The organism is Acinetobacter sp. COS3 (assembly GCF_000475335.1).
Lineage (GTDB): Bacteria > Pseudomonadota > Gammaproteobacteria > Pseudomonadales > Moraxellaceae > Acinetobacter > Acinetobacter venetianus.
Genome location: NZ_AXCD01000004.1, coordinates 95,394 through 119,262, shown reverse-complemented (window position 1 = coordinate 119,262; position 23,869 = coordinate 95,394). Strand labels below are relative to the sequence as shown.

At 40.9% G+C, this 23,869-nt stretch carries 27 protein-coding genes; 8 read left to right on the top strand and 19 right to left on the bottom strand.

What is annotated here, in order from left to right:
- Nucleotides 1-83 precede the first annotated feature (83 nt).
- The 10 genes from IO68_RS19560 to IO68_RS19515 form a co-directional block, all read right to left on the bottom strand.
- A complete protein-coding gene (locus tag IO68_RS19560) occupies nucleotides 84-503 on the bottom strand; it encodes a F0F1 ATP synthase subunit epsilon (protein ID WP_007478608.1) in 420 nt (139 codons plus the stop codon).
- Between the two features lie 17 nt (nucleotides 504-520).
- Nucleotides 521-1,915: a F0F1 ATP synthase subunit beta gene (gene atpD, locus IO68_RS19555; protein ID WP_004680053.1), complete on the bottom strand. Its 1,395-nt coding sequence runs from the start codon at nucleotides 1,913-1,915 to the stop codon at nucleotides 521-523.
- A 30-nt stretch (nucleotides 1,916-1,945) separates the two neighbouring features.
- On the bottom strand, nucleotides 1,946-2,815 hold the full coding sequence (atpG, locus tag IO68_RS19550) for a F0F1 ATP synthase subunit gamma (RefSeq protein ID WP_007478603.1): 870 nt from the start codon (nucleotides 2,813-2,815) through the stop codon (nucleotides 1,946-1,948).
- A gap of 77 nt (nucleotides 2,816-2,892) precedes the next feature.
- Complete coding sequence (gene atpA, locus IO68_RS19545) at nucleotides 2,893-4,437, bottom strand: F0F1 ATP synthase subunit alpha (protein WP_004881993.1); 1,545 nt, start codon at nucleotides 4,435-4,437, stop codon at nucleotides 2,893-2,895.
- A 42-nt stretch (nucleotides 4,438-4,479) separates the two neighbouring features.
- Entirely contained in the window at nucleotides 4,480-5,016 is a 537-nt protein-coding gene (locus IO68_RS19540) for a F0F1 ATP synthase subunit delta (protein WP_004881995.1), read from the bottom strand.
- An 11-nt stretch (nucleotides 5,017-5,027) separates the two neighbouring features.
- Nucleotides 5,028-5,498 (bottom strand): F0F1 ATP synthase subunit B, encoded by a 471-nt coding sequence (locus tag IO68_RS19535; RefSeq protein ID WP_004881997.1) that lies wholly within the window; start codon nucleotides 5,496-5,498, stop codon nucleotides 5,028-5,030.
- 39 nt (nucleotides 5,499-5,537) lie between these two features.
- Nucleotides 5,538-5,783, bottom strand: coding sequence for a F0F1 ATP synthase subunit C (gene atpE / locus IO68_RS19530; protein ID WP_000424060.1), 246 nt, complete (start codon nucleotides 5,781-5,783; stop codon nucleotides 5,538-5,540).
- A gap of 82 nt (nucleotides 5,784-5,865) precedes the next feature.
- On the bottom strand, nucleotides 5,866-6,741 hold the full coding sequence (gene atpB, locus IO68_RS19525) for a F0F1 ATP synthase subunit A (protein ID WP_004674085.1): 876 nt from the start codon (nucleotides 6,739-6,741) through the stop codon (nucleotides 5,866-5,868).
- Between the two features lie 98 nt (nucleotides 6,742-6,839).
- Entirely contained in the window at nucleotides 6,840-7,238 is a 399-nt protein-coding gene (locus IO68_RS19520; RefSeq protein ID WP_031234669.1) for an ATP synthase subunit I, read from the bottom strand.
- 170 nt (nucleotides 7,239-7,408) lie between these two features.
- A complete protein-coding gene (locus IO68_RS19515) occupies nucleotides 7,409-8,248 on the bottom strand; it encodes a metal ABC transporter solute-binding protein, Zn/Mn family (protein WP_023012632.1) in 840 nt (279 codons plus the stop codon).
- A gap of 165 nt (nucleotides 8,249-8,413) precedes the next feature.
- Between IO68_RS19515 and IO68_RS19510 the strand changes: the two genes are divergently transcribed.
- From IO68_RS19510 to znuB, 3 genes are read left to right on the top strand one after another with little or no spacing between them, the layout of a single operon-like run.
- The gene (locus IO68_RS19510; RefSeq protein ID WP_004882003.1) at nucleotides 8,414-8,911 is read left to right on the top strand and encodes a transcriptional repressor; all 498 of its coding nucleotides are present in this window, start codon (nucleotides 8,414-8,416) and stop codon (nucleotides 8,909-8,911) included.
- The gene (gene znuC, locus IO68_RS19505) at nucleotides 8,884-9,672 is read left to right on the top strand and encodes a zinc ABC transporter ATP-binding protein ZnuC (RefSeq protein WP_023012631.1); all 789 of its coding nucleotides are present in this window, start codon (nucleotides 8,884-8,886) and stop codon (nucleotides 9,670-9,672) included. The genes IO68_RS19510 and znuC overlap by 28 nt, the downstream gene beginning before the upstream one ends.
- A 3-nt stretch (nucleotides 9,673-9,675) precedes the next feature.
- A complete protein-coding gene (gene znuB / locus IO68_RS19500) occupies nucleotides 9,676-10,494 on the top strand; it encodes a zinc ABC transporter permease subunit ZnuB (protein WP_026094176.1) in 819 nt (272 codons plus the stop codon).
- On the opposite strand, the gene IO68_RS19495 is transcribed toward znuB, so the two are convergent.
- Nucleotides 10,491-11,117 carry a LysE family transporter gene (locus IO68_RS19495; protein ID WP_031234668.1) on the bottom strand — a complete coding sequence of 209 codons (627 nt, stop codon included), beginning with the start codon at nucleotides 11,115-11,117 and terminating at the stop codon, nucleotides 10,491-10,493. The two genes, znuB and IO68_RS19495, sit on opposite strands and share 4 nt — an antisense overlap.
- A gap of 159 nt (nucleotides 11,118-11,276) precedes the next feature.
- On the opposite strand from IO68_RS19495, the gene IO68_RS19490 reads away from it, so the two are divergent.
- Nucleotides 11,277-12,197: a Dyp-type peroxidase gene (locus IO68_RS19490; protein ID WP_023012630.1), complete on the top strand. Its 921-nt coding sequence runs from the start codon at nucleotides 11,277-11,279 to the stop codon at nucleotides 12,195-12,197.
- Nucleotides 12,198-12,229: 32 nt separating this feature from the next.
- Here the strand turns inward: IO68_RS19490 and IO68_RS19485 are convergent, their stop codons facing one another.
- The gene (locus IO68_RS19485; RefSeq protein WP_023012629.1) at nucleotides 12,230-13,927 is read right to left on the bottom strand and encodes an NAD-dependent malic enzyme; all 1,698 of its coding nucleotides are present in this window, start codon (nucleotides 13,925-13,927) and stop codon (nucleotides 12,230-12,232) included.
- A gap of 529 nt (nucleotides 13,928-14,456) precedes the next feature.
- On the opposite strand from IO68_RS19485, the gene argS reads away from it, so the two are divergent.
- The 3 genes from argS (at nucleotide 14,457) to IO68_RS19475 (ending at nucleotide 17,252) form a co-directional block, all read left to right on the top strand.
- Nucleotides 14,457-16,256 (top strand): arginine--tRNA ligase, encoded by a 1,800-nt coding sequence (gene argS, locus IO68_RS19480; protein WP_023012628.1) that lies wholly within the window; start codon nucleotides 14,457-14,459, stop codon nucleotides 16,254-16,256.
- A 42-nt stretch (nucleotides 16,257-16,298) separates the two neighbouring features.
- Nucleotides 16,299-16,442, top strand: a complete 144-nt coding sequence (locus tag IO68_RS33915) for a hypothetical protein (RefSeq protein ID WP_161626768.1) — start codon at nucleotides 16,299-16,301, stop codon at nucleotides 16,440-16,442.
- 201 nt (nucleotides 16,443-16,643) lie between these two features.
- Entirely contained in the window at nucleotides 16,644-17,252 is a 609-nt protein-coding gene (locus tag IO68_RS19475) for an SPOR domain-containing protein (RefSeq protein ID WP_004882018.1), read from the top strand.
- 61 nt (nucleotides 17,253-17,313) lie between these two features.
- Here the strand turns inward: IO68_RS19475 and IO68_RS19470 are convergent, their stop codons facing one another.
- The 6 genes from IO68_RS19470 to IO68_RS19445 all read right to left on the bottom strand — a co-directional run bounded on the left by IO68_RS19470 (nucleotide 17,314) and on the right by IO68_RS19445 (nucleotide 20,747).
- Complete coding sequence (locus IO68_RS19470) at nucleotides 17,314-17,970, bottom strand: glutathione S-transferase (protein WP_023012627.1); 657 nt, start codon at nucleotides 17,968-17,970, stop codon at nucleotides 17,314-17,316.
- Nucleotides 17,971-18,067: 97 nt separating this feature from the next.
- Nucleotides 18,068-18,466 (bottom strand): OsmC family protein, encoded by a 399-nt coding sequence (locus IO68_RS19465; RefSeq protein ID WP_023012626.1) that lies wholly within the window; start codon nucleotides 18,464-18,466, stop codon nucleotides 18,068-18,070.
- On the bottom strand, nucleotides 18,463-19,410 hold the full coding sequence (locus IO68_RS19460) for a pirin family protein (protein WP_023012625.1): 948 nt from the start codon (nucleotides 19,408-19,410) through the stop codon (nucleotides 18,463-18,465). The genes IO68_RS19465 and IO68_RS19460 overlap by 4 nt, the downstream gene beginning before the upstream one ends.
- A 186-nt stretch (nucleotides 19,411-19,596) precedes the next feature.
- Nucleotides 19,597-19,875, bottom strand: coding sequence for a DUF2798 domain-containing protein (locus IO68_RS19455; RefSeq protein WP_023012624.1), 279 nt, complete (start codon nucleotides 19,873-19,875; stop codon nucleotides 19,597-19,599).
- Between the two features lie 11 nt (nucleotides 19,876-19,886).
- Nucleotides 19,887-20,183, bottom strand: a complete 297-nt coding sequence (locus IO68_RS19450) for a DUF3861 domain-containing protein (RefSeq protein WP_023012623.1) — start codon at nucleotides 20,181-20,183, stop codon at nucleotides 19,887-19,889.
- A 33-nt stretch (nucleotides 20,184-20,216) separates the two neighbouring features.
- Complete coding sequence (locus IO68_RS19445) at nucleotides 20,217-20,747, bottom strand: PadR family transcriptional regulator (protein ID WP_023012622.1); 531 nt, start codon at nucleotides 20,745-20,747, stop codon at nucleotides 20,217-20,219.
- A gap of 379 nt (nucleotides 20,748-21,126) precedes the next feature.
- Between IO68_RS19445 and IO68_RS19440 the strand changes: the two genes are divergently transcribed.
- Nucleotides 21,127-21,831, top strand: coding sequence for a tetratricopeptide repeat protein (locus tag IO68_RS19440; protein ID WP_227502876.1), 705 nt, complete (start codon nucleotides 21,127-21,129; stop codon nucleotides 21,829-21,831).
- A gap of 222 nt (nucleotides 21,832-22,053) precedes the next feature.
- Here the strand turns inward: IO68_RS19440 and guaA are convergent, their stop codons facing one another.
- The gene (gene guaA, locus IO68_RS19435) at nucleotides 22,054-23,622 is read right to left on the bottom strand and encodes a glutamine-hydrolyzing GMP synthase (protein WP_004882034.1); all 1,569 of its coding nucleotides are present in this window, start codon (nucleotides 23,620-23,622) and stop codon (nucleotides 22,054-22,056) included.
- Nucleotides 23,623-23,869 lie beyond the last annotated feature (247 nt).

Below are 23,869 nucleotides of genomic sequence, written 5' to 3'. Positions count from 1 at the left end.
TCTCTAAAGCACCATCTTATTATGTTTTTGGCGAATAAAAAAGCCACCTTACGGTGGCTTTCTCAATCTTAAATCAACACTGATTAAAGTGCACGATTCTTGATTTTACGAATCGTTTCAAGCTGAGCTGCAGTTTCTGCAAGCGAAGCTAGTGCAGCGGCAGAATCCAAATCACTCTTTTGATTTGCAAGCAATTGTTCAGCTTGTTTACGAGCTTCTAAAATTGCTACTTCATCTAAGTTGTCAGCACGGATTGCAGTATCTGCAAGAACCGTAACAACATGAGGTTGAACTTCTAACACACCGCCTGATACATAAACGATTTCTTCTGTACCATTTTCCAACTGAACACGAATCGGGCCAGGTTGGAGTAAAGTTACGAGTGGTGCATGTCCAGGTAAAATACCTAATTCACCGCCCGCACCTTTTGCGATTAACATCGTAACTTGTCCAGAGTAAATCGACTCTTTAACACTTACGACATCACATTGCATAGTCGCCATGAGATGATCTCCTTAAATTAGAGTTTCTCAGCTTTAGCAATCACTTCGTCAATACCACCAACCATATAGAACGCTTGTTCTGGGATGTGATCGTATTCACCAGCTAATAGACCTTTAAAGCCACGAATCGTTTCTTTAAGCGGTACTAATTTACCAGGAGCACCAGTAAATACTTCAGCTACGTGGAATGGTTGAGAGAAGAAACGTTGGATTTTACGCGCACGGTAAACAACCAATTTATCTTCTTCAGCTAACTCATCCATACCCAAGATTGCGATGATGTCTTTAAGCTCTTTATAACGTTGCAATACGTTCTGTACAGAACGTGCAATTTCATAGTGCTCTTGACCAACAACTAATGGGTCTAACTGACGTGAAGTAGAGTCTAGTGGATCGATCGCTGGATAAATACCAGAAGATGCGATGTCACGGCTCAATACTACTGTTGCATCTAAGTGAGCAAACGTTGTTGCAGGTGATGGGTCAGTTAAGTCATCGGCAGGTACGTATACTGCTTGGATCGATGTGATCGAACCAGATTTAGTAGATGTAATACGCTCTTGAAGAACACCCATTTCTTCTGCAAGTGTCGGTTGGTAACCTACCGCAGATGGCATACGACCTAACAATGCTGATACTTCAGTACCTGCAAGTGTATAACGGTAGATGTTGTCGACGAATAATAATACGTCACGACCTTTACCATTTTCGTCTTTTTCATCACGGAAGTATTCAGCCATAGTCAAACCAGTTAACGCTACGCGTAAACGGTTACCTGGTGGCTCGTTCATCTGACCGTAGACCATTGCTACTTTGTCAAGAACGTTAGAATCTTTCATTTCGTGATAGAAGTCGTTACCTTCACGAGTACGCTCACCAACACCAGCGAATACAGATAAACCTGAGTGCGCTTTAGCGATGTTGTTGATCAACTCCATCATGTTAACGGTTTTACCAACACCCGCACCACCGAATAAACCAACTTTACCACCTTTCGCGAACGGGCAAAGTAAGTCGATGACTTTAATACCAGTTTCTAAAAGATCAGTAGAAGCTGCTTGTTCAGCATAAGAAGGTGCTTGACGGTGAATCGGTAAACGCGCTTCAGTCGCTACAGGACCTGCTTCATCGATTGGGCGACCCAATACGTCCATGATACGACCAAGCGTAGCAGGACCTACAGGAACAGAAATCGGTGCATTTGTGCTAGTTACATTAAGGCCACGTTTAAGACCTTCTGTAGAACCCATTGCGATGGTACGAACAACACCATCGCCAAGCTGTTGCTGAACTTCTAAAGTAGTTTCAGTACCGTCAACTTGGAGAGCGTCATAGATCTTAGGAACGCTATTGCGCTCAAACTCGACGTCGATAACCGCGCCGATGATCTGAATGATACGACCGCTACTCATTGCTGTCTCCTCAATTCAAACTTAATAATGTTAAACGGCAGCGGCACCGCCAACGATCTCGGAAATTTCCTGAGTAATCGCGGCTTGACGCAGCTTGTTGTAAATGAGTTGTAGGTCTTTAATCAATTGTCCCGCGTTGTCTGTCGCTGCTTTCATCGCGACCATACGAGCTGACTGCTCACATGCAACGTTTTCAATCACACCTTGATAAACCATAGACTCGATATAGCGAACCAACAAACCATTTAACAATTCTTCTGCTTCTGGTTCGTAGATATAGTCCCAACCATAAGTACGGTTGAGATCATCGCCTTCTTCTGCTGGTGCTAAAGGAACAAGTTGTTCTACTTTAGGCTGCTGAGTCATTGCATTAACGAAGCCATTTGATACGAGGTAGATACGATCTAATTCGCCCTTATCAAATGCATCAAGCATGACTTGTACTGAGCCAGTTAACTGTTCCAAGCTTGGCGCATCGCCAAGTTGGGTAGTTGCACCAAGCACTTTACCGCCGTAGCTTTTAAAAAACGAAACCGCTTTTTGACCAATCAAAGCAAATTCAACTTCAATTGACTGCTCTTGTTGTGCTTTGACATGCTGCACAACTTTCTTGAACAAGTTAATGTTCAAGCCACCTGCCAAACCACGATCTGAAGACACAACGATATAGCCAACACGCTTAACAGGGCGGTCAACCATATAACGGTGTTTATATTCAGGGTTTGCTTGTACCAAGTGAGCAATTACACGGCGCATATTATCGGCATACGGACGGCCCTGAGCCATGCGCTCTTGCGCACGACGCATTTTCGAAGCAGCTACCATTTGCATCGCGCGAGTAATCTTTTGCGTGCTCTTGATACTAGCTACTTTGGCGCGAATTTCTTTTAAATTTGCCATACGCTTAACCTAGTATTCGAAAGCTCTTTCGAGCCTTCGAAGGTTGATCCGTGAACCAAACTTAACTAAAGATAAACTTAGTAAGTTTGAGTCGCTTTGAAGCTCTCAATACCTGATTTGATCGCTGCTTCGATGTCTTTGTTGTAATCACCAGTTTCATCGATCTGTTGCATTAACGCAGCATGTTCAGAACGGAAGTAAGAGATTAACGCAGTATCAAAGTCTACGATTTTCTTCACTTCAACGTCAGCCATGTAGCCTTCGTTAGATGCATATACAGAAACAGCTTGGTCAGCGATAGAGTAAGGAGCATATTGTTTTTGCTTCATTAACTCAGTTACGCGTTGACCATGTTCAAGTTGCTTACGAGTTGCTTCGTCAAGATCAGAAGCAAACTGAGCAAACGCAGCCAATTCACGGTATTGCGCTAAAGCGGTACGGATACCACCAGACAATTTTTTGATGATCTTAGTTTGAGCAGAACCACCAACACGAGATACAGAGATACCCGCGTTCACAGCAGGACGGATACCTGCGTTGAATAATGATGTTTCTAAGAAGATCTGACCGTCAGTAATCGAAATTACGTTTGTAGGTACGAATGCAGATACGTCACCAGCTTGAGTTTCAATAATCGGTAATGCAGTTAAAGAACCAGTTTGACCTTTAACTTCGCCGTTAGTGAATTTCTCAACATAGTCAGCAGAAACGCGAGAAGCACGTTCAAGAAGACGAGAGTGAAGATAGAATACGTCACCTGGATACGCTTCACGACCTGGTGGACGACGTAACAATAATGAAATTTGACGGTAAGCAACAGCTTGCTTAGACAAATCATCATAAATAATTAACGCATCTTCACCACGATCACGGAAGTATTCACCCATTGTACAACCAGAGTACGGAGCTAAATACTGCATTGCTGCAGGATCAGCTGCCGCAGCTGCGACAACAGTTGTATACGCCATAGCGCCAGTTTCTTCTAGCTTACGTACAACGTTTGCAATTGTTGATTGTTTTTGACCAATCGCAACGTATACACATTTAATGCCAGAGTTTTTCTGAGCGATGATCGCATCGATCGCCATTGCTGTTTTACCAGTTTGACGGTCACCAATAATCAACTCACGCTGACCACGACCTACAGGGATCATGGTATCAACTGATTTATAACCAGTTTGAACAGGTTCGTCGACAGACTGACGCCAAATTACACCTGGTGCTACTTTTTCAACAGCATCAGTAAGTTTTGCATCAATAGGGCCTTTACCATCAATTGGATTACCCAAAGCGTCTACGACACGGCCAAGAAGTTCAGGACCAACTGGAACTTCTAATACACGACCTGTACAACGAGCTTTTTGACCTTCTTGCAGGCTTAGGTAGTTACCTAAAACAACGGCACCCACTGAATCCTGTTCTAGGTTCAGTGCCATACCAAATAAGCCGCCGTCGAATTCGATCATTTCACCGTACATTGCATCCGCAAGACCGTGAATACGCACGATACCGTCAGATACCATGACGATGGTACCTTCGTTCTTAGCGGTCGCGCTGGTGTCCAGATCGCCGATACGCTGTTTAATGAGCGCACTGATCTCGGATGGATTCAGTTGTTGCATTGCGCTATTCCTCAATCTTTTTTAAGTTCAGTCTTTTTGCAATTACGCAAGAAGACGAGTCCGCATTTTTTCAAGCTTGTTAAGCGCAGAGTCATCTATCACTTGGTCGCCTGCACGAATCACAACACCTGCGATTAACGCTGGATTAACGCTAACAGTAACATGAACTGTTCTGTTGAAACGTTTTTCAAGCGCATGAGCTAAAATGTGCTCTTGTGTCGCATCAATTGGGAAAGCAGATTCAACTTCTACTTCCAATGTGTTGTTGTTCTGCGATTTAAGTAATTCGTATTCTGCTTCGATTTCAGGCAATAAAGTTAAACGATCATTGTCTGCAAGAAGTGTCAAAAAGTTCGACACTGATTGAGATTGATCTTCACCTAAAACCTTAGCAAAAAGACCTACTTGTTCCGCAGGAGTCAGCTCAGGGCGATTTAAATAAGCGGAAAATGCTTCATCTTGCACCGCAGCACTGAGCAGTTGTAACGCATTTGACCAAGCGTCAGTTGCATTCTGCTCAGATGCATAAGCAAATGCTGCTTTGGCGTAAGGGCGTGCTAACGTCAAGAGTTCAGCCATATTCGCCTCGCTTAAAGTTTAGCAGCCAGCTGAGTCAGCATGGCATTATGAGCTTCTGCGTCAACTTGTTGGTTCAGAATTTTTTCTGCGCCAGCAACTGCCAAAGCAGCAACTTGTTGACGTAATTCTTCGCGAGCAGCATTGATATCTTGATCAACAGTTTCTTTCGCCTGTTGACGAATACGCTCACCTTCAGCTGATGCTTGGGTACGAGCTTCTTCTACCAATTGTGCTGCACGACGGTTCGCTTGTTCGATCAATTGAGCCGCTTGTGCTTTTGCTGCGTCTAACTCTGCCTTAACTTGTGCTTGCGCATCAGCAAGGTCAGCTTTTGCTTTTTCAGCAGCATTTAAGCCATCAGCAATTTTACGCTGACGCTCACTAATCGCATTGATTAGTGGTGGCCAAACAAACTTCATGCAGAATGCGACGAACATCGCAAATGCAATTGCTTGACCAATCAATGTGAGGTTGATATTCATTTCGCTATTCCTCAATATGTGGATTTAGGAATTAAGCTATTAACCTACAAATGGATTAGCGAAGATGAAGAACAAGCCAATACCAACACCGATCATAGGCACAGCATCAAGAAGACCCGCAATTAAGAACATACGAGTTTGAAGTTGTGGAGCCAATTCTGGTTGACGAGCAACAGCTTCTAAGAAGCGACCACCTAAAAGACCGAAACCAATCGCAGTACCTAAAGCACCGAAAGCGATCAAGATAGCAGATGCAATTGCAACTAGACCTAAAGTGAGTTCCATGAAAAATTCCTCAGAGGTTAGGTTATTACCAAATTAAACTAAAATTTAAGCCCAACCATCAGGTGATAGTTAGGCAATACCATTAATGCTTTTCGCTTGCCATGCTCAAGTAAACGATGGTCAGCATCATAAAAATAAATGCTTGCAGCGTGATTACAAGAATGTGGAAGATAGCCCAAGGCACAGATAACGCCCACTGGATCCAGAACGGCAATAATGCGATCAAGATGAAGATCAACTCACCCGCATACATGTTACCGAACAGTCGTAGAGCCAACGAAACTGGACGAGCAAGGAAAGTTACTAATTCCAAAATTAAGTTCACTGGAATCAATAACGCTTTTGCAACTGGGTTACTTGGGTTAAATGGGTTAAGTGCCAATTCACCGACGAAACCGCCGATCCCTTTTTCACGAATACTATAGAACAAAATTAACGCAAATACTGACAACGACATACCTAAAGTAATGTTAGGGTCAGTAGATGGAACAACCTTGAAGTAAACGTGGTGAGGGTCCATACCAAATACGCTTGCACCAATTTGTTGAGCTAGATAAGGAATCCAGTCAACAGGAATCAAGTCCATTGCGTTCATGAGGAAAATCCACACGAAAATGGTCAATGATAAAGGAGCAATTAAGCGTGATTTGCCGTGGAAAGTATCACGTACACTTGAGTCTACAAACTCGATAATCATTTCAATTGCAGACTGGAATTTAGTTGGAACGCCCGCATTTGCAGCTTTCGCAACTGTCCAGAATAACAAACAGAAAATCACACCAAGTCCGATAGACCAACCCATTGAATCCAAGTGAATTGCAGTGAACCCCATCGATTGAGCTTCTTCAGCAGTCTCAGCTAACTTCCATGTACCATCAGGCATTTTGCCATAGGTCATATTGGTCAAGTGATGCTTGATATACTCGGTCGAAGTCAGGGCATGTTCTTCAGCAGCCATAAATCACACCTGGTCAATGTCAATCATTAAAAAGGAGAGAAACGAATCTTGCGGACTGCAATGACCCCGCTTCTACTCCCAAAAATCTCAAATGTGTTTTACCCTCGTTTTTGTAGTCGCGACACCCAAAATGGCGCGACCCACGACATCGCTTGTACGAGAATAAATCCACTAAACAATGCAACCGGTGACAGCGGTTTAACATTGCTCAAAATTAATATAAAACCCACGATCACAATCGCAAACTTACCAAGCATCCCTCGATACATGTTCAGCATGACTTGTTTTGATGCTCTAGCGCCTGCCGTTCTAAACGACTGCCAAGCAAAATAACAATGTGCCAACCAACATACCAAAGCTCCAAGCGCAGCACTTAACGCGGCAGTTGTATCTTTAATCACCCATGCAAGTAATGCTGCAACAGGAATCATACATGCTTGTAAGAAGACCAAAGCTTTTGCTAATCGTCGGTCAATCATGCGACTAGTTCGGCTCATTTTTTACCCACTTACAGCGTAACTGCTTGACAAGTTTTGTTGATGATCGTTTCGAATCGCAGGCATTATAGAGTTACACCCCTGAACATGCAATCTTTTCTCGACTTAAGTCTGCTTTTTTCGTTACCATATTTTCTGACGATAGAGTCAACTCATTTTTATTTTTTTCATCATTTTTGCGCACTTAATACGCACTTATCGGTTTTTGAAGCCAATTTTTTCCAAGCAGTCACGAAATTGTCTTCTCCACGCATACTTTCATCGGCTGACTCGAAAACTAATGGGTTCAGTTTCTGATATTGACTCGGTGTTGCTGAAATTTCAGCCAATAAACACATTTGTGTCTTCGGACGGTTATCTTTTAAGTATTTTATTTGAGCAGCTGTTGGCGCAATATGAGGGTCATCCGTAAGCGCACCTGAAAATTTTAGATTTAAGGCTCTTTCAAGATATTGATAGGCATCATGATAAGACCAATATGGCTTGGCCTTATTCGAACTATCGAATTGTTGTGATGCTTGTAACATCTGTTGAGCAAAGTCTTTGGCATTGGCAAGGTATTTTGCCTTACTTTCTGGATACTGTTGCCCACGTAAAGTCGCGATGAAGAACGCAATACGAACGGCATTATTTGGCTCTAGCCACACATGACTATCAATCGTATTCGGTAAAGCATTACCACGCAAACTACGTAGCGGTAAAATTGTTAAAATGCCTGAGTCTAAAAGTGCAATCGCCTTTTTGTTCTGCCCGAGTAATTTTTCTAAGGGTGCCTCATGAACCTTGCCCAACCAAATCACCAAAGAAGCATCTTGAATTGCCTTACGATGTGCCGGTGTAAGTTGTACATCATGACCACTTTGATCGCCCAATAGCAACACAGGCTCTTCTACATCTTTGGTCACTTCTTTCGCAATTAAGTAAATTGGATGTGTTGACACAACTAAACTTTGCGTCCACCCCCATGTACTGAACATCGAAACGAAAACAAAAATGAGAAGGCGGGACATCACAGTATTACTCAAAAAGCGAAGCATGTTATAATATAACAAAAGTGGATGATTGCCTACGTCTATTTTTTGCTACACCCAGCTACCTATCGTGATGTCTACTATATATAGATAGTTATAAATGATTTGCATGATATGATAGCTGCAAAACAATGAGGACAACTTATGAGTTCTTGTTCACATGAACATGATAATGCTTTACACGGTGTTCACGGCCATCATGATATCAAAGCTCGACTTGCTGAAGCAGAGATTCTTTGTACTGCGGTTGGCGCACGCCTCACACCTTTACGTAAAGAAGTGCTTGAACTCATTTTAAATGCCTCTGCACCAATGGGTGCTTATGACTTATTGGCAAAAATAAAAGGTCAAGCAGACCGCCCTGCTGCCCCGCCTACAGTTTATCGAACATTGGATTTCTTATTAGAAAAAGGCTTAATTCATCGCCTCACTTCTATTAATGCCTATATTCCATGTTGTCATCCGCGCGAAGGACATCAGGCAGCATTTTTAATTTGTACTGAATGTCATTCTGTAAAAGAAGCTTCAGCTCAAGGCTTAATTCAACAACTTGATCAACTTGCTGCCTCAGACCAATTTTCTGCTCAACACAGCATTATTGAGATTTCAGGAAAATGTCATCAGTGCAGCACACACCAGTAACACCACCCATCATTCGATTAGAGAATATTTCTGTTCGTCGAGATGAACGAGATATTTTGCGTAATGTCGATTTCGCTTTACAGGCAAAAGAGATTGTGACACTTATCGGCCCGAATGGTGCTGGCAAATCAACATTAATTAAAATCTTGCTTGGCATTATGTCGCCAAATAAAGGAAAGGTTCATTTTTCTAAAAAATTAAAAATGGCTTATGTACCACAGAAGTTCAACCCTTCTGCTAGCCTTCCTTTACGTGTGCAAGATCTACTGGATTTAGAAGTTTGCGAAAATAATCTTCGTCAAGAAATTGTTCGCGATACAGGTATTCAAAAACTACAGCAATCCAAGGTACAGCAACTTTCAGGTGGTGAACGTCAACGCGTTCTTTTAGCCCGTGCTTTACTCCGCCAACCTGATATTTTAGTGCTTGATGAACCAATGCAAGGTTTAGATATTCAGTCCGAAGCAGAACTTTATGAGTATGTTCGTAGCTTACCTGAGCGTTATGGTTGTGCAGTACTGATGGTTTCTCATGATCTGCAATGGGTCATGCAAGGTACTCATCGTGTTGTATGTCTAAACAAACATATTTGTTGTAGCGGTCTACCTGAGAGCATCCAGCAGCATCCAGAGTATCAAGCGATTTTCGGTACGCAACGAATGTTCTATCAGCATCACCATAATCATTGTGGACATAGCGACCATGCTGAACCCTGTTCACATGACCCTCGCCCACATATTCATCCCGAACCAAAGGTCTAAGCCATGATGGAATGGTTACAACTGCTCTTACCTGCTTGGATCATGGGGAGTCTGTTAGTTTTTCTCACCGCCCCTCTCGGCTGTCTGATGCTATGGCGAAGAATGTCTTTCTTTGCCGACACGATGGCACACGGTACTTTGCTCGGTGTGGCAATCGCAGGAATTCTACATTTACCCTTTTGGCTGGGGGTTGGCTGTTTAGCCGCGCTGTTAGTGGCAATTTTATGGATTTTGCATGATTCACGCTTACCTAATGATGCGCTGCTTGCACTCTGTTCAGCCACACTTCTGTGTTCAGGTTTACTACTGATTCAGCAAGTACCGAGCTTACGTCCTGAATTGCTCAGCTATTTATTTGGTGATCTATTAAGTATCGAATGGGCTGATTTACCCATATTTGCAATCGTGATTAGTGCTGCACTTGTCGTACTCTATCGCGCTTGGTCTGCACAAATTCAAATTGCGATTGATCCAGACATTGCCATGAGTGAAGGGGTCAATGCGAACTGGCAACGTCTAATCTTTATGTTACTACTCGCTTTATTTACCGTCCTCGCTTTACGTGCCGTTGGCTCCTTGCTTATGGGCGCACTACTGGTTATTCCTGCCTTAAGTGCTCGTTTACTCGCGCACTCCCCCAAACAAATGGTGATTTGGGCTTTTGTCTTGGCACAATTTGGCGTAACTGTCGGTTTATGGTCGAGTGCTGCCTTAAATATCGCAACAGGTTTAAGCATTGTGTTATGTATGGCACTTACTTTCGCAGCAATTTTTGCAGCGCAAAAATTTAAATCAATGGCACCTTCGTCAGTAAGTGATTAACTCGCTTGCTGAATCGCACTCAGCAATGCCGCCGCACAGCTAAACATCACAGCAAAACTACGATTTAAATATTTTTGTTGTTTCGGTGAGCGAAGTAACCTCAATATTTTTGATGCGAGTCCTGTATAAGCTGCCATCACGATCAAATCAATCATCACCATCGTGATTGCCATGATCAGATATTGCAGCCATTGTGGTCGACTTAAATCTAAAAACTGCGGCAGTACAGCCAATAAAAAGACGATCGCTTTGGGATTACTCATATTGACGATAAAGCCTTTGAAGACCAATACCGAAGCTGATGTATTTTTCTGTTCAGTTTGTATATCAATCGTTTGAACAGGTGCAGTCCACTGCGCATAAGCCAAATACAACAAATAAATCACACCAAACCATTTCACGACTTGGAATGCCCAAGGCGTTGTGGCAAAAAGTACCCCCACCCCTGCTGCGACAATCAAAATTTGAATGATTAAAGCCAGTTGAAGACCAATCGCATTCCAATAACCATGTCTAAAGCCATAGTTCAAGCCACTCGACATCGATGCGATAGCACCTGCTCCTGGAGAGAGACTAATCACCCAACACGCCAACATGAAGGCAAACCACATTTGAAAGGCCATAATTAAACAGACAAATAAAAGTGGAATTATACCGTTTTATTACCGCAATTTGCTGCTATTTCATACAGTAAAAAAGAATAAATAAACTATTAAGCAGCAACAACATCAGGCACAATATTTCTTTTTGTCGTCTTTCTAAAAATAACTGAGGAGATATTAATGACTGCTCAATCTGTCATTCTTCCATTACCTTCTGATCATGCACGTTTTATTGTTTTACGTTTAAAAGATTTAACTGTTTCTGAATTAAAACAACAAATTGAAGCATTACTATCGACTCGTGACCGTTTAATTACCCAGCATCCAAATGATCAGATCAAAACAGCCATCGCTTTTGGTCCTGAGCTTTGGGCAAAACTTTATTCAGAAACGCCTCAAGGTTTTAAGCAACTTGATCCTCAGCAAGGTGCTTTTAATATGCCTGTCGTTCCTGCGGATGTGTTTATTCATATTGCCAGCGCAAGAGCAGATATTTGTTTTGCAATTAGCCAAGCCTTCTTTCACGACATTCAGGATAAAGTTGAAGTTCTAGATGAGCGTGCCTGCTTCCGATTCTTTGATGGTCGTGATATGACTGGCTTTATTGATGGTACTGAAAATCCTCAGTTCCCAGATGATCGTGCTGAAACGGCGCTGCTTCCTGAACAAGCCAATACTTTTGCAGATGGCAGCTTTATCTTTGCACAACGCTATATTCATGATTTAGCGAAATGGCAAAAACTCAAAGTCGATGCACAAGAACATGTTTTTGGTCGCACCAAGCTTGAATCAATCGAGTTAGATGACGACGTAAAACCTGAGAACGCACATGTTGCACGAACTGTGGTTGAAGATGAACAAGGTGAAGAAATGGAAATCTTACGCCACAGCCTACCTTATGGCGATGGTAATGGTGAGCAAGGTTTGTTTTTCGTGGCTTATACCAATGACTTAACCATTATCGATGCCATGCTAAAACGCATGTTTGGCACATCAGGTGATGGTATCCATGATCGCCTATTACATTTCACTACAGCAATTGATGGTGCGTATTACTTTGCGCCAAGTGATGAGTTACTCGAAGAAATTTTAGAGGCATAAAAAAGGAGCATTAAGCTCCTTTTTTCGTTCTATTAAAATGGAATTCGCTTATAACGACGATATTCTGGATGCCAAAAAGACTCTTCGATTTTTTGCTTCAGCAACTCATCATTGATCATCACAGCAACGCCATCCTGAATCGCAGCTTTTGCAACATCAAACGCAATCACTTTTGAAACACTTTGAATCTCACCTAATGACGGTAATAAATCAGCTTCAGGATCTTGCAGCAACGGCGAACAATCTGCCAATGCACGACTTGATGCCATCAACATATTTTCAGTAATTCGAGTCGCACCACTCGCTACAACACCCAAACCGATACCTGGGAAAATATAAGAGTTATTGCATTGTGCAATGTGATACAACTTACCTTGATAATTTACTGGAGCAAATGGACTACCTGTTGCAATCAATGCTCGCCCTTCCGTCCATTGCACGATATCTGCTGGAACAGCTTCAACACGAGAGGTTGGATTAGACAAAGGCATCACGATAGGACGTTCACAATGCTGTGCCAATGTCTTAATAATTTGTTCAGTGAAGAGCCCTGGTTGTCCTGAAACACCAATTAATACTGTCGGTTTGGCATTCTGCACAACATCCATCAATGAAATCACTTCATCGATATTTGCCCATTGCTCTACAACTTCGGCCTTTTGCGCCAACTTACGTTGGAAATCGAGTAAATTTGGCTGATTTTCAGTAATCAATCCAAAGCGATCTACCATGAATACGCGTGCACGCGCTTCAGCATCAGTCAAACCTTCTGCAACCATTTGCAGGATGATTTGCTCTGCGATACCACACCCAGCTGAACCAGCACCTAAGAACGTTACAACCTGATCTTTTAACTGCTTGCCAGCAGCTTTACTCGCTGCCAATAAACTACCGACAGAAACCGCAGCTGTACCTTGAATATCATCATTAAAGCAGCAGATTTTGTCACGATACTTTTCTAAAAGCGGCATCGCATTTTTTTGCGCAAAATCTTCAAACTGGATTAACGCTTTAGGCCAACGACGCTTAATTGCAGTAATAACATCATCGACAAAGTCATAATATTCATCACCACTAATACGTGGCTGACGCCATCCCATATAAATCGGGTCATTTAACAATTGTTGATTATTGGTTCCAACATCAATGGTGATCGGTAGCGTATAAGCTGGGCTAATCCCACCACAAGCGGTATAAAGTGACAACTTGCCGATTGGGATACCCATACCACCAATCCCTTGGTCACCCAAACCTAAGATCCGCTCACCATCCGTAATCACAATGACTTTTACATTGTTTTTATTCACATTTTGCAAAATATCTTCGATAAAATCGCGATCTGGATATGAAATGAAAATACCACGATGGCGGCGATAGATATCCGAGAAACGCTGACATGCTTCACCCACCGTCGGTGTGTAAATCACTGGCATCATTTCTTCTAAATGATTTTCGATCAGATGATAGAACAACGTCTCATTGGTATCTTGAATATTGCGCAAATAGATGTGTTTATTTATATCGTCATTAAATGAACAGAACTGTTGATACGAGCGCTGGCTTTGTTCTTCTATGGTCTCAATAATATGAGGCAGTAAACCGTGTAAATTAAAATTGCTACGTTCTTCTTGGGTAAAAGCAGAACCTTTGTTGAGTAGTGGTAACTCTAAAAGTGTATAACCTGCATAAGGGATGTAAAGAGAGTGTTTATTTGGGTTTCCTGATGTCATTGCCTATCTCATTTGCCTGCTTAGCATCTGAAAAGTATGTCTTTCATACTTTGCAAAATGCTTTGTACCTATAAGCTTAAGGCCATTTCTCATAAAAATGGTATTTTAAAAAGTGATACTCATTTTGCTGAGTATTCAATAAAAACATACTATAAAAATAATTCAAGTAAATACTTTTATTTCAAACATTTACAGAAATACGATATAAACACCTTATCCTTCCATCATTTTTGTTTAATCTTTAATTTGTATTTAAATCATTTTATTTAAAAATACCAAAATCCATTTTCGAAATATTCATTTTACATTTCACGTATTTCCAATTCTTTCCTCATCATTTATCAATTGAGAATGAGCAGAATCTAATCATCAAATCTTCGATTATCACCATACAAAAACTTTCAAAGCACGCTCCACTCTAAAGGGTAATGAATTACCAAATTTATGCATTTACAGCGGAAATGTCTCCCCTAAATGGGGCGAAATTTGCTATATTTAGCGTTTTTCCGCGACATTTATTTCGGTAACTATGAATACGGCAATACAAGCAGCTCTTGATCATGCGGTGCAATCCCTTCAACAACAAGGGGTACTTCCTTCAGATTGGACAAACACGAGCCATTTAACCCGTACTAAAGACCGAAGTCACGGTGACTTTGCTTCAAATATTGCCATGATCGGCTCAAAAGCAGCAGGTATGAAACCTCGTGATCTTGCTGAAAAAATCCTAGCAGCACTTCCAGAAGTTGCTGATATTAGTAAAGCAGAAATCGCTGGTCCAGGATTCATTAACTTCTTTCTAAATGCTGATCAACGCTTTGCTGTGCTCGACCAAATTCAAGCACAGAAAGATCAATATGGTCGTAGCCAAGTGAATGCTGCGAAAAAAATCCAAGTTGAGTTTGTATCAGCGAACCCTACTTCTAGCCTACATGTTGGGCATGGTCGTGGCGCTGCTTACGGCATGACCGTTGCAAACTTATTAGAGGCAACTGGCGCTAAAGTTGATCGCGAATACTATGTCAATGACGCTGGTCGTCAAATGGATATTTTGGCAACATCAACCTATTTACGTTATTTAGAGCTTACAGGTCAAACACTTGTTTTCCCTAAAAATGCATACCAAGGCGACTATGTAAAAGAGATCGCTCAAAGCATTATTGATAAAGATGGCGATGCGCATGTACGCCCTGTTGCCGATATCTATAAAGATGTTCCTGAAGATGTTCAATACGCAGAAGAACTTGACGCGGAAGGCAATAAAGTTGTTCTTTCAGGCGACAAAGAAAAACATATCGATGGTTTAATCGCAAACTCGCAACAACAGTTAGGCGTAGGCTATCGTGTTTTCCATCAAGCAGCATTACACGCAATCTTAGATGACATCAAAGATGACCTTGCTGACTTTGGTGTGACCTTTGATAAATGGTTTAGCGAAGCATCATTGACAGAAAAGATTCATGAAGCATTAACAACACTTGATCAGCGTGGTTTCCTCTACGAAAAAGATGGCAACATCTGGTTCAAATCGACAGAATTTGGCGATGAGAAAGACCGTGTTGTTAAACGTCGTAATGGTCAAACCACGTATTTCGCATCTGATATTGCTTACCACCTAAATAAACTGCAACGTGGCTATACAGACCTCATTGATATTTGGGGCTCTGACCACCACGGTTATATTTCACGTGTGAAAGCTGCAATCGACGCAATGGGTTATGACTCAAAGAAACTGACTGTACTTTTAGTTCAATTCGTCAGTTTATGGCGTGGCGGTGAGATGGTACAAATGTCATCTCGTTCAGGTCAGTTCGTGACTTTACGTGATTTGCGTAAAGAAGTCGGCAACGATGCGGCGCGTTTCTACTACGTGATGCGTAAATCTGAACAACACATCGACTTTGATTTAGACCTTGCCGTTTCGCAAAGTAAAGACAATGCGGTGTATTACATCCAATATGCACATGCGCGTGTCAACAGTATTCTTAACCGTGCTAAAGAAAAAGAAATTGCATTTGATGTCGCAACTGCACGCCAAGTTGCTGATCTTTTAACTTTAGACACAGAAACAGAAATTTTAGCGAAATTAGCAGCTTATCCTGAGATTGTTATTCGTGCAGCAAATGTTTGTGAACCGCACCAAATCGGCAATTATTTGAAAGATTTAGCGGCACTATTTCATGGCTGGTATGCTCAAGATGGCGTAAAATTTGTTGATGAAACAAATACTCCGTTGTCTCAAGCACGTTTACTACTTTCAGTTAACGTACAGCAAGTATTACGCAACGGTTTAGAGCTTTTGGGCGTGTCTGCACCTGAGGCGATGTAATCAGCAAAGTAATGCTTTGCACATCGTCGCAAGACAAGGGCTATGCCCGCGTGGCGATGTAATCAGCAAAGTAATGCTTTGCACATCGTCGCAAGACAAGAGCTATGCTCGCGTAGTGATGTAATCAGCAAAGTAACGCTTTGCACATCGTCGCAAGACAAGGGCTGTACCCGCGTAGCGATGTAATTAGCAAAAAGCTATGCTCAAAACAATGTTGCTCGCAGCATTTTGATATCGTCATTCGTTTGCTGTTGATTTCTCAACCGCTTCACTAGACGATATATTGATAAAAATACGACAAACAAAGCATTATTTTTTACAGATAGTGCTTTGTTTCTCAGAAGATTCAAGTTACAAATAACATAATAGGATCAAGAGGAATTTCAGGTGTTTGGAAAAACGCAACGTGGTGTATCTGAACGACCAAATAAGCCCAAGAAACCACTTATTCCCAAGTGGCTAGGAATGCTTGTGGCAATTCTAGCGATCCTATGTGTTGCCGTTATGCTAATGCTTTGGCAGCCTTGGCAACCCGTCCCGACAAAAACACAAGTGACCTCTGAACATTATCAAGAAGAAGATACCAACAAGGATTATCGCTTCTATGATTTACTACCGCAGCAACAAGTTACGCCTATTCCTGAACAAGCTGTTCCTGAAACCAAGCAAGAAGGCAACGTGGTCATTATTGAATCACCTAAACCTGAAACTACAACAACCGAAGATTCAGCAACACTAACACCAACTGAGCCGACTACACCCGTCGCAGCGACTTATATTTTACAAGTTCGTAGTTATCCTGATCCTGATAGTGCTGATGCACGACGCGCGGAGATTATTTTGAATGGCTTGTCTGCGGATGTGGTAAAAACTGTCGAAAATGGTCAAACATGGTATCGTGTTTTTTCAGGGCCTTATGATAGCCAAGATGCTGCTTTAGCCGCACAACAAACACTACAACATAGCGGAATTGATTCAATCGTGATTAAACGTTAATCAAAAGATAGAACATAAAAAAGGAACGATAAATCGTTCCTTTTTTGTTTTGATCACCACATTATGAGCATTCGGAATCAAGGCTTTTTTGTTCAGCTTTTTGGAAAGCTGATCGCTGTTGAATACGCTGTACAAATGCTTGAATATTAGGATATTTTCCATGTAAACGCTTTTGTAATGCAATCAATGGAAATGCCATCTGAATATCGGCAAATGAAAATTCACCTGCAAAGTAATCATGCTTTGATAAATATTGCTCAAGATACAAAATATGTTCTTTGACACGAGGACGGACAAATCCAGCCTTTACCCCACCGGTAATCTTTTCTGCAACTGGGCGAACTATCCAAGGCACATGCTTGCTGACATTATTCATCACCAAGGTCATGACCAATAAAGGCATGAGAGAGCCTTCTGCATAATGCATCCAATAATAATATTGGCGCTGATCTTTCAAATCTTGCGGTCTAAATTGTTGTTGCTGATCATAGCGTTGCTGCAAATAATCCAAGATCACAGCAGATTCAACAATCACATCACCATCATCAACTAAAATTGGCGCTTTCCCAAGCGGATGAATTTGCTTGAGATCTTCTGGAGCTGCGTAACTTGAGGTCCTTTGATAAAGCTCAACTTGATAATCATCGATACCAAGTTCCTCTAACGCCCACAATATTCGGAATGAACGAGAACATTGTAGATAATGTAAGGTAATCATTTTTGTGCCTGCTTTGTGCTACGCAACTGCCGTTTTTAGTCCCTCTAACAGTTGCGTTTAGAATTATGTTTTGCCAAAGCACAATAGCACTATCAACTTAAAGAATCATGGTCTGAATGTCTAAACTACGTAACAAAGTTTTAGTAACAGGGGTTTTGCTACAGACATTGAGAAGTTTTTCTTTTAAGTCTTGTGAAATAGGTTGTTCAAATATTAATCGACGCTCAATATGCTCTTGCTGCTCACGATTGGTATAGAAATCGACCTCCACTGCAAACTCCCCCAACTCGATTTCCTTATGTTGTGCATACATCCGCAAGGTGATCATGGTACATGACGCTAAACTTGCTGTTAGAAAATCATAAGGTGCTGGCCCAGTATCATGACCACCAAAAGATTCAGGTTTATCTGTCAAATAATGATGTTTGCCACTTGTGACTTCACCTTTCCAAGGTTCAGCAAATGTTTGGACTTTTGAACTTGCGATAATACTCATTTTGAAGCCCTCATTTGCTCAGGCAATACAGGTGCTTCCAATCGCTTACCTTGATAATCAGGAATCTCACCAAAACGTGCATCATGATTAATCCAATCTTCACGAGCTTGTTGCAAATCCTCCATGGTGCGTCCAACGAAGTTCCACCACAGTAAGATCGGTGATTCAAATGGCTCGCCACCAATCAATAGCACACGATGTCCTTGCGTCAGTTCAACTTCTATTTCCGTTAAACCTGTTTCCAACACCACCATATTATCAGCATCTAGTTCGTGCCCATTTACGCGTGCTGTCCCCTCTAATGCCATGAAGGCATATTCAAATTTTGGGTTGAGTGGAATACGAGTTTTGGTGTTAGCTTGTGCCGTGAGATCCACACCAACCAATGGGGTATGAACTTGCACTGGTGAAACTGTCTCTAAGAAATCACCAACCAACACAGTAAATTCAACTTGATCTTTACTTACCACAGGCAATTCTGGATAGTGTTCAAACTTCGGATCCATATTGCGTTTATCATCAGGCAAAGCAATCCAAAGCTGCGCTGCATGCATCTTGGTTTCTGTATCTGGTGCAACTTCAGTATGTGAAATCCCATGCCCCGCAGTCATGAGATTGACCTGTTTTGGACGAATCAGTTGTTTAGAACCAAGGCTATCAGTATGCATCATGGTGCCTTCAATCATCCATGTAAATGTTTGCAAACCAATATGGGGGTGTGGCCCGACATCCAAACCATCTCCTGCAGGGAAACTCACAGGCCCAGCATGATCAAGGAAACACCATGCGCCAACTAAACGCTTATTACGGCTAGGTAAAGCCCGCTTAATCACTGTCCCCTTGCCAATTTCTGCGGAACGAATTTTAAAGTCTTGAATAAATTGATCGATGTAGGTTTCGCAGTCTTTTGAATCTGAAATATCGTAATCATTATTATTGCTCATGATCTCGCTCTCTTTTACCTATGCTATTGCAATGAGTTGTTTTATTGATCTTAACAACACCATCTAGCTTCTATATAGTCTTTTGGTAATACGCTGAGTGCCATCCATGAGACAATCCAAATTTCACTAATTCATTTCATTCCTAATACATTTAACCTTAAATACGTTGATCTATATGGCACTAGTTTATTGCGGTGTCATATCTACAATCAGGCTGGTTAAACGTCTTACCAATGGTAAAAAAATCAAAACCACGGGATAAGCAATCAACCATGAGAATAGCCAAGTTGAAAGCCATTTTATCGTAAAACCATCGATCAACCCGATATTCATCAATAAGTTAATGAATGATAATGTTGCACTCATCAGCCCTGACAATATCAATGGAATAATCCAAGCGGCGTATTTTGCAGGTAATTTAGAAAACAATGGCTTCTTTGTTTGTTGCACGCTATTTGCATCCATATTGATTAAGCCTATTTCTTTACATGTTGTTTTAGATTTTTCATGAATTGACCAAACTGCGGTAAGAACTCCTCGAATAATGGATGATCTTTATGTTCCAACATGACTTCACTAAAAAGCTTTAAGCCCACAGCAAAAGATTTAGTGGTTTGATCATCAAAAAATTCAGCGCCTTTTAAGCGTTCAACAATTTGAAAAATATCATCATGATTACCTGTGTAAAACTCTAAGCGCTCGGTGTACGTTGAAGCCTGCCCTTTCGCATCTTTTAAATGTTGCACGGTGACATGGTATTGATGTTGTTTCATAAGTTTTCTCTAAATTGATATTGGATAAGGTATTTATAAACGGCCAATTGCTATTGCTGCTTGATCGATCTTTTCAGCAATTTGGTAAATCTGTTCTTGCTGTAAATCAGCAATATTGAGTTTTAGACGCAATGCTGTTTTAAGGTTTTCCATTGCTCGATGAATCTCAATGAGCTGATCGTTATTATGAATTTCACGTCTAAGTCTTAGTTTTTCTAGCAATGCTTCAAGCTTATCTTGTTGCTCTTGCAAGTAAGCCTCACCAAGCTGAGTGACTTGGTATTGCTTACGCTCTGCATCTAGCAATGAAATAAAATTCATTTCTTCCAAATTGGTTAATGTTGGATAAATCGTTCCCGCACTGGGCGTATATCCATCACCCACTAGATCACTAATTTCTTTAATGATTTCATAACCATGTTTTGGGCTTTGTTGGATTAAATGCAGCACTAACAGTTTCATGCGACCTGATTCAAACAAGCGCCCACGACGACCTGTTCGGTGATGCTCTCGATAATGTGAATCATGTTCGCCTTCATGATGATGATCTGATTGATGTCTCATCTTTATTTTTCTCATATTGCAAAATTTATGCATGTTAAGATATATCTTAAATAGTCTTATTGCAAACTAAGATATATCTTTAAATTTTAAGATTTTGATATTAAATGAGTTATTTATTTTTAAGTAAGCGATTTAAAAGAATTAAGTAATAAAAAAAGAGCGACTAGGCGCTCTTTTTAATGGAAATAGGTATCACAAATTTTTGAAAAGTAAATAAGTTATTCCAAACACAACCTTTCTAAATTTTATAAAGTTCAAATTAATTTTATAAAGATTTGAAAAATTTAATTTATTTTAATATAACGCCCATTATGTGAAATGGATATGATAAGAGAGATTTACTAGTATTAGATAAGTTAAGTTTTTCGTAGCTTTAGAAATGAAATCAGTACGTATTTTTTGTTTATTATATTTCATTACCTTGAATATAACTTATGCAAAAACAGAGCAGGAATATATGAACCCAAATATTGAACAAATTACGGATTTTGCAACTCAAGGGGATGATGATTCTCAAGTAAAATTAGGACTTTTATATCTTTATGGAGTTGGCGTTGAGCATAATTATGAGCTAGCAAAAAAATGGTTTGACGAGGCTGCCAAAAAATCTAATAGAGATGCTGAATATAATTTAGGTGTGATGTATGAATATGGCGATGGTGTATCTCAAGATTATAAATTAGCAGCAGAATGGTATCAAAAATCCGCGGCTCAAGGACGTGCTAATGCTCAATATAATCTAGGAAATTTTTACGCTAATGGGACGGGTGTTCCTCAAGATTATAATTTAGCTAGAAGTCTATTTGAACAGGCAGCAGCTCAGGGGCATGCTGATAGTGAATATAATTTAGGTGTGATGTATGAATATGGCGATGGTGTATCTCAAGATTATAAATTAGCAGCAGAATGGTATCAAAAATCTGCAGCACAAGGACATGCTAGTGCTCAATTTAATTTAGGCATTTTATATGTAAAAGGTCTAGGTATTCCTCAAGATTATAACTTAGCTAAAAGTTTCTTTGAACAGGCAGCAGCCCAAGGACATGAAAATGCCGAAATCATCATATCTCAATTAGCACCTTAGGATCATTTACAAAATTTTAAGATTTCTTAGATTTATATAGTACACCTTATACGAAATTAAGTTAGATTATTTAATAAATATCAAATACTTAATTCATTATAGAAAGCAAAAAGCCGACTTTTGTAAGTCGGCTTTTTTAATCTATTTTAGAAAGCCCACTGCCGCGAGCGCAGCTCTTGGCATAAATTTGGCTAAAAGCTATCGCTTTTAGAAAGCCCAAATTTACTCCCATTCAATCGTTGCTGGTGGTTTAGATGACACGTCATATACAACACGTGAAACATCTTTAATTTCGTTCATGATACGGGTTGAGATTTTATCAACCAATTCGTATGGCAAGTGAGCAAAACGCGCTGTCATAAAGTCAACGGTTTCAACCGCACGTAGTGCAATCACCCAGGCATAACGACGACCATCACCTACAACACCTACAGATTTCACAGGTTGGAATACTGCAAACGCTTGAGCAGTTTTGTCATACCAACCACTTGCACGAAGCTCTTGCATAAAGATGTCATCAGCAAGACGCAGAATATCTGCATATTCTTTTTTCACTTCACCCAAGATACGCACGCCCAAACCTGGACCTGGGAATGGATGACGGTAAATCATGCTATGAGGTAAACCTAAAGTTGTACCTAATTTACGAACTTCATCTTTAAACAAGTCACGTAATGGCTCAACAAGGTCAAATGCTAAATCTTCTGGTAAACCACCCACGTTGTGGTGTGATTTAATCACGTGTGCTTTACCTTGCTTGCTTGCAGCAGATTCGATCACATCAGGGTAAATCGTACCTTGTGCCAAGAATTTCACGCCATCAAGTTTACGTGCTTCTTCAGCAAATACTTCTATGAATTCACGACCAATGATTTTACGTTTTTTCTCAGGATCAACTTCACCTGCCAACGCAGTTAGGAAACGCTCTTCGGCATCAGCACGAATCACACGGATACCCATGTTATCAGCGAACATTTGCATCACTTGATCACCTTCGTTTAAACGAAGTAAGCCATTGTCTACAAATACACATGTAAGTTGATCGCCAATTGCCTTATGCAACAACGCAGCAACAACAGATGAATCTACACCACCAGACAAACCTAGAAGAACTTTTTCATCGCCGATTTGTGCACGTAATTGTTCTACACGAAGGTCGATAATGTGTTCAGGTGTCCAAAGACCGCGACAACCACAAATCTTATGCACAAAGTTAGAAAGTAATTCAGCACCTTTCGCTGTGTGGGTTACTTCAGGGTGGAATTGCACACCATAGAAACGACGAGTTTCATCGCTTACCGCAGCAAATGGGCAGCTTGGTGTACTTGCAGTGACTTGGAAACCTTCAGGAATCGCGCTGACTTTGTCGCCATGGCTCATCCAAACATGCAATTGGTTTTCACGATCTTGTAAGTTACCAATCAATTGATCACGAACAACGATGTCAACTTCTGCATAACCAAATTCATGTACTGTACCCGGCTCTACTTTACCGCCAAGCTGTTCAGACATGGTTTGTAAACCATAGCAAATACCCAAAACTGGTACACCAAGTTCAAATACCACTTGAGGTGCGCGTGGGCTACCCTCTTCATGTACACTCTCAGGGCCACCTGACAAAATAATCCCGTTCGGATTAAATGCACGAATGTCTTCTTCAGACATATCAAATGCAAACATTTCAGAGTAGACACCTGCTTCACGTACACGACGTGCAATGAGCTGGCTATATTGAGAGCCGAAATCCAAAATAAGGATACGATCTTCAGTAATTTGAGTATTGGTCGTCATGGCGAATCATAAAAGACAAATGAATTAAGCGCCATATTCTAACATTTTTCATGCATTGGCGCACCGCAATTCATCATCTATCTTACTTTTTAGATTTTGTTGTCAATTAGCACTGATATTTAAACTAAAATTCCACAGTAAAGAGTCTATTTAAGCGAGTTAAATCAACATTTCTTGTCAATTATGCTCAACACAAAACAAAAATTGGTGCTAAGATGATGAATCGAAAAATATGCATTACCATGGA

Bases quoted from the DNA above. Each gene is read 5' to 3' on its own strand.
- IO68_RS19560 (WP_007478608.1), bottom strand. From the start codon at position 503: ATGGCGACTATGCAATGTGATGTCGTAAGTGTTAAAGAGTCGATTTAC.
- atpD (WP_004680053.1), bottom strand. From the start codon at position 1,915: ATGAGTAGCGGTCGTATCATTCAGATCATCGGCGCGGTTATCGACGTC.
- atpG (WP_007478603.1), bottom strand. From the start codon at position 2,815: ATGGCAAATTTAAAAGAAATTCGCGCCAAAGTAGCTAGTATCAAGAGC.
- atpA (WP_004881993.1), bottom strand. From the start codon at position 4,437: ATGCAACAACTGAATCCATCCGAGATCAGTGCGCTCATTAAACAGCGT.
- IO68_RS19540 (WP_004881995.1), bottom strand. From the start codon at position 5,016: ATGGCTGAACTCTTGACGTTAGCACGCCCTTACGCCAAAGCAGCATTT.
- IO68_RS19535 (WP_004881997.1), bottom strand. From the start codon at position 5,498: ATGAATATCAACCTCACATTGATTGGTCAAGCAATTGCATTTGCGATG.
- atpE (WP_000424060.1), bottom strand. From the start codon at position 5,783: ATGGAACTCACTTTAGGTCTAGTTGCAATTGCATCTGCTATCTTGATC.
- atpB (WP_004674085.1), bottom strand. From the start codon at position 6,741: ATGGCTGCTGAAGAACATGCCCTGACTTCGACCGAGTATATCAAGCAT.
- IO68_RS19520 (WP_031234669.1), bottom strand. From the start codon at position 7,238: ATGAGCCGAACTAGTCGCATGATTGACCGACGATTAGCAAAAGCTTTG.
- IO68_RS19515 (WP_023012632.1), bottom strand. From the start codon at position 8,248: ATGTCCCGCCTTCTCATTTTTGTTTTCGTTTCGATGTTCAGTACATGG.
- IO68_RS19510 (WP_004882003.1), top strand. From the start codon at position 8,414: ATGAGTTCTTGTTCACATGAACATGATAATGCTTTACACGGTGTTCAC.
- znuC (WP_023012631.1), top strand. From the start codon at position 8,884: ATGTCATCAGTGCAGCACACACCAGTAACACCACCCATCATTCGATTA.
- znuB (WP_026094176.1), top strand. From the start codon at position 9,676: ATGATGGAATGGTTACAACTGCTCTTACCTGCTTGGATCATGGGGAGT.
- IO68_RS19495 (WP_031234668.1), bottom strand. From the start codon at position 11,117: ATGGCCTTTCAAATGTGGTTTGCCTTCATGTTGGCGTGTTGGGTGATT.
- IO68_RS19490 (WP_023012630.1), top strand. From the start codon at position 11,277: ATGACTGCTCAATCTGTCATTCTTCCATTACCTTCTGATCATGCACGT.
- IO68_RS19485 (WP_023012629.1), bottom strand. From the start codon at position 13,927: ATGACATCAGGAAACCCAAATAAACACTCTCTTTACATCCCTTATGCA.
- argS (WP_023012628.1), top strand. From the start codon at position 14,457: ATGAATACGGCAATACAAGCAGCTCTTGATCATGCGGTGCAATCCCTT.
- IO68_RS33915 (WP_161626768.1), top strand. From the start codon at position 16,299: ATGCCCGCGTGGCGATGTAATCAGCAAAGTAATGCTTTGCACATCGTC.
- IO68_RS19470 (WP_023012627.1), bottom strand. From the start codon at position 17,970: ATGATTACCTTACATTATCTACAATGTTCTCGTTCATTCCGAATATTG.
- IO68_RS19465 (WP_023012626.1), bottom strand. From the start codon at position 18,466: ATGAGTATTATCGCAAGTTCAAAAGTCCAAACATTTGCTGAACCTTGG.
- IO68_RS19460 (WP_023012625.1), bottom strand. From the start codon at position 19,410: ATGAGCAATAATAATGATTACGATATTTCAGATTCAAAAGACTGCGAA.
- IO68_RS19455 (WP_023012624.1), bottom strand. From the start codon at position 19,875: ATGGATGCAAATAGCGTGCAACAAACAAAGAAGCCATTGTTTTCTAAA.
- IO68_RS19450 (WP_023012623.1), bottom strand. From the start codon at position 20,183: ATGAAACAACATCAATACCATGTCACCGTGCAACATTTAAAAGATGCG.
- IO68_RS19445 (WP_023012622.1), bottom strand. From the start codon at position 20,747: ATGAGACATCAATCAGATCATCATCATGAAGGCGAACATGATTCACAT.
- IO68_RS19440 (WP_227502876.1), top strand. From the start codon at position 21,127: ATGAAATCAGTACGTATTTTTTGTTTATTATATTTCATTACCTTGAAT.
- guaA (WP_004882034.1), bottom strand. From the start codon at position 23,622: ATGACGACCAATACTCAAATTACTGAAGATCGTATCCTTATTTTGGAT.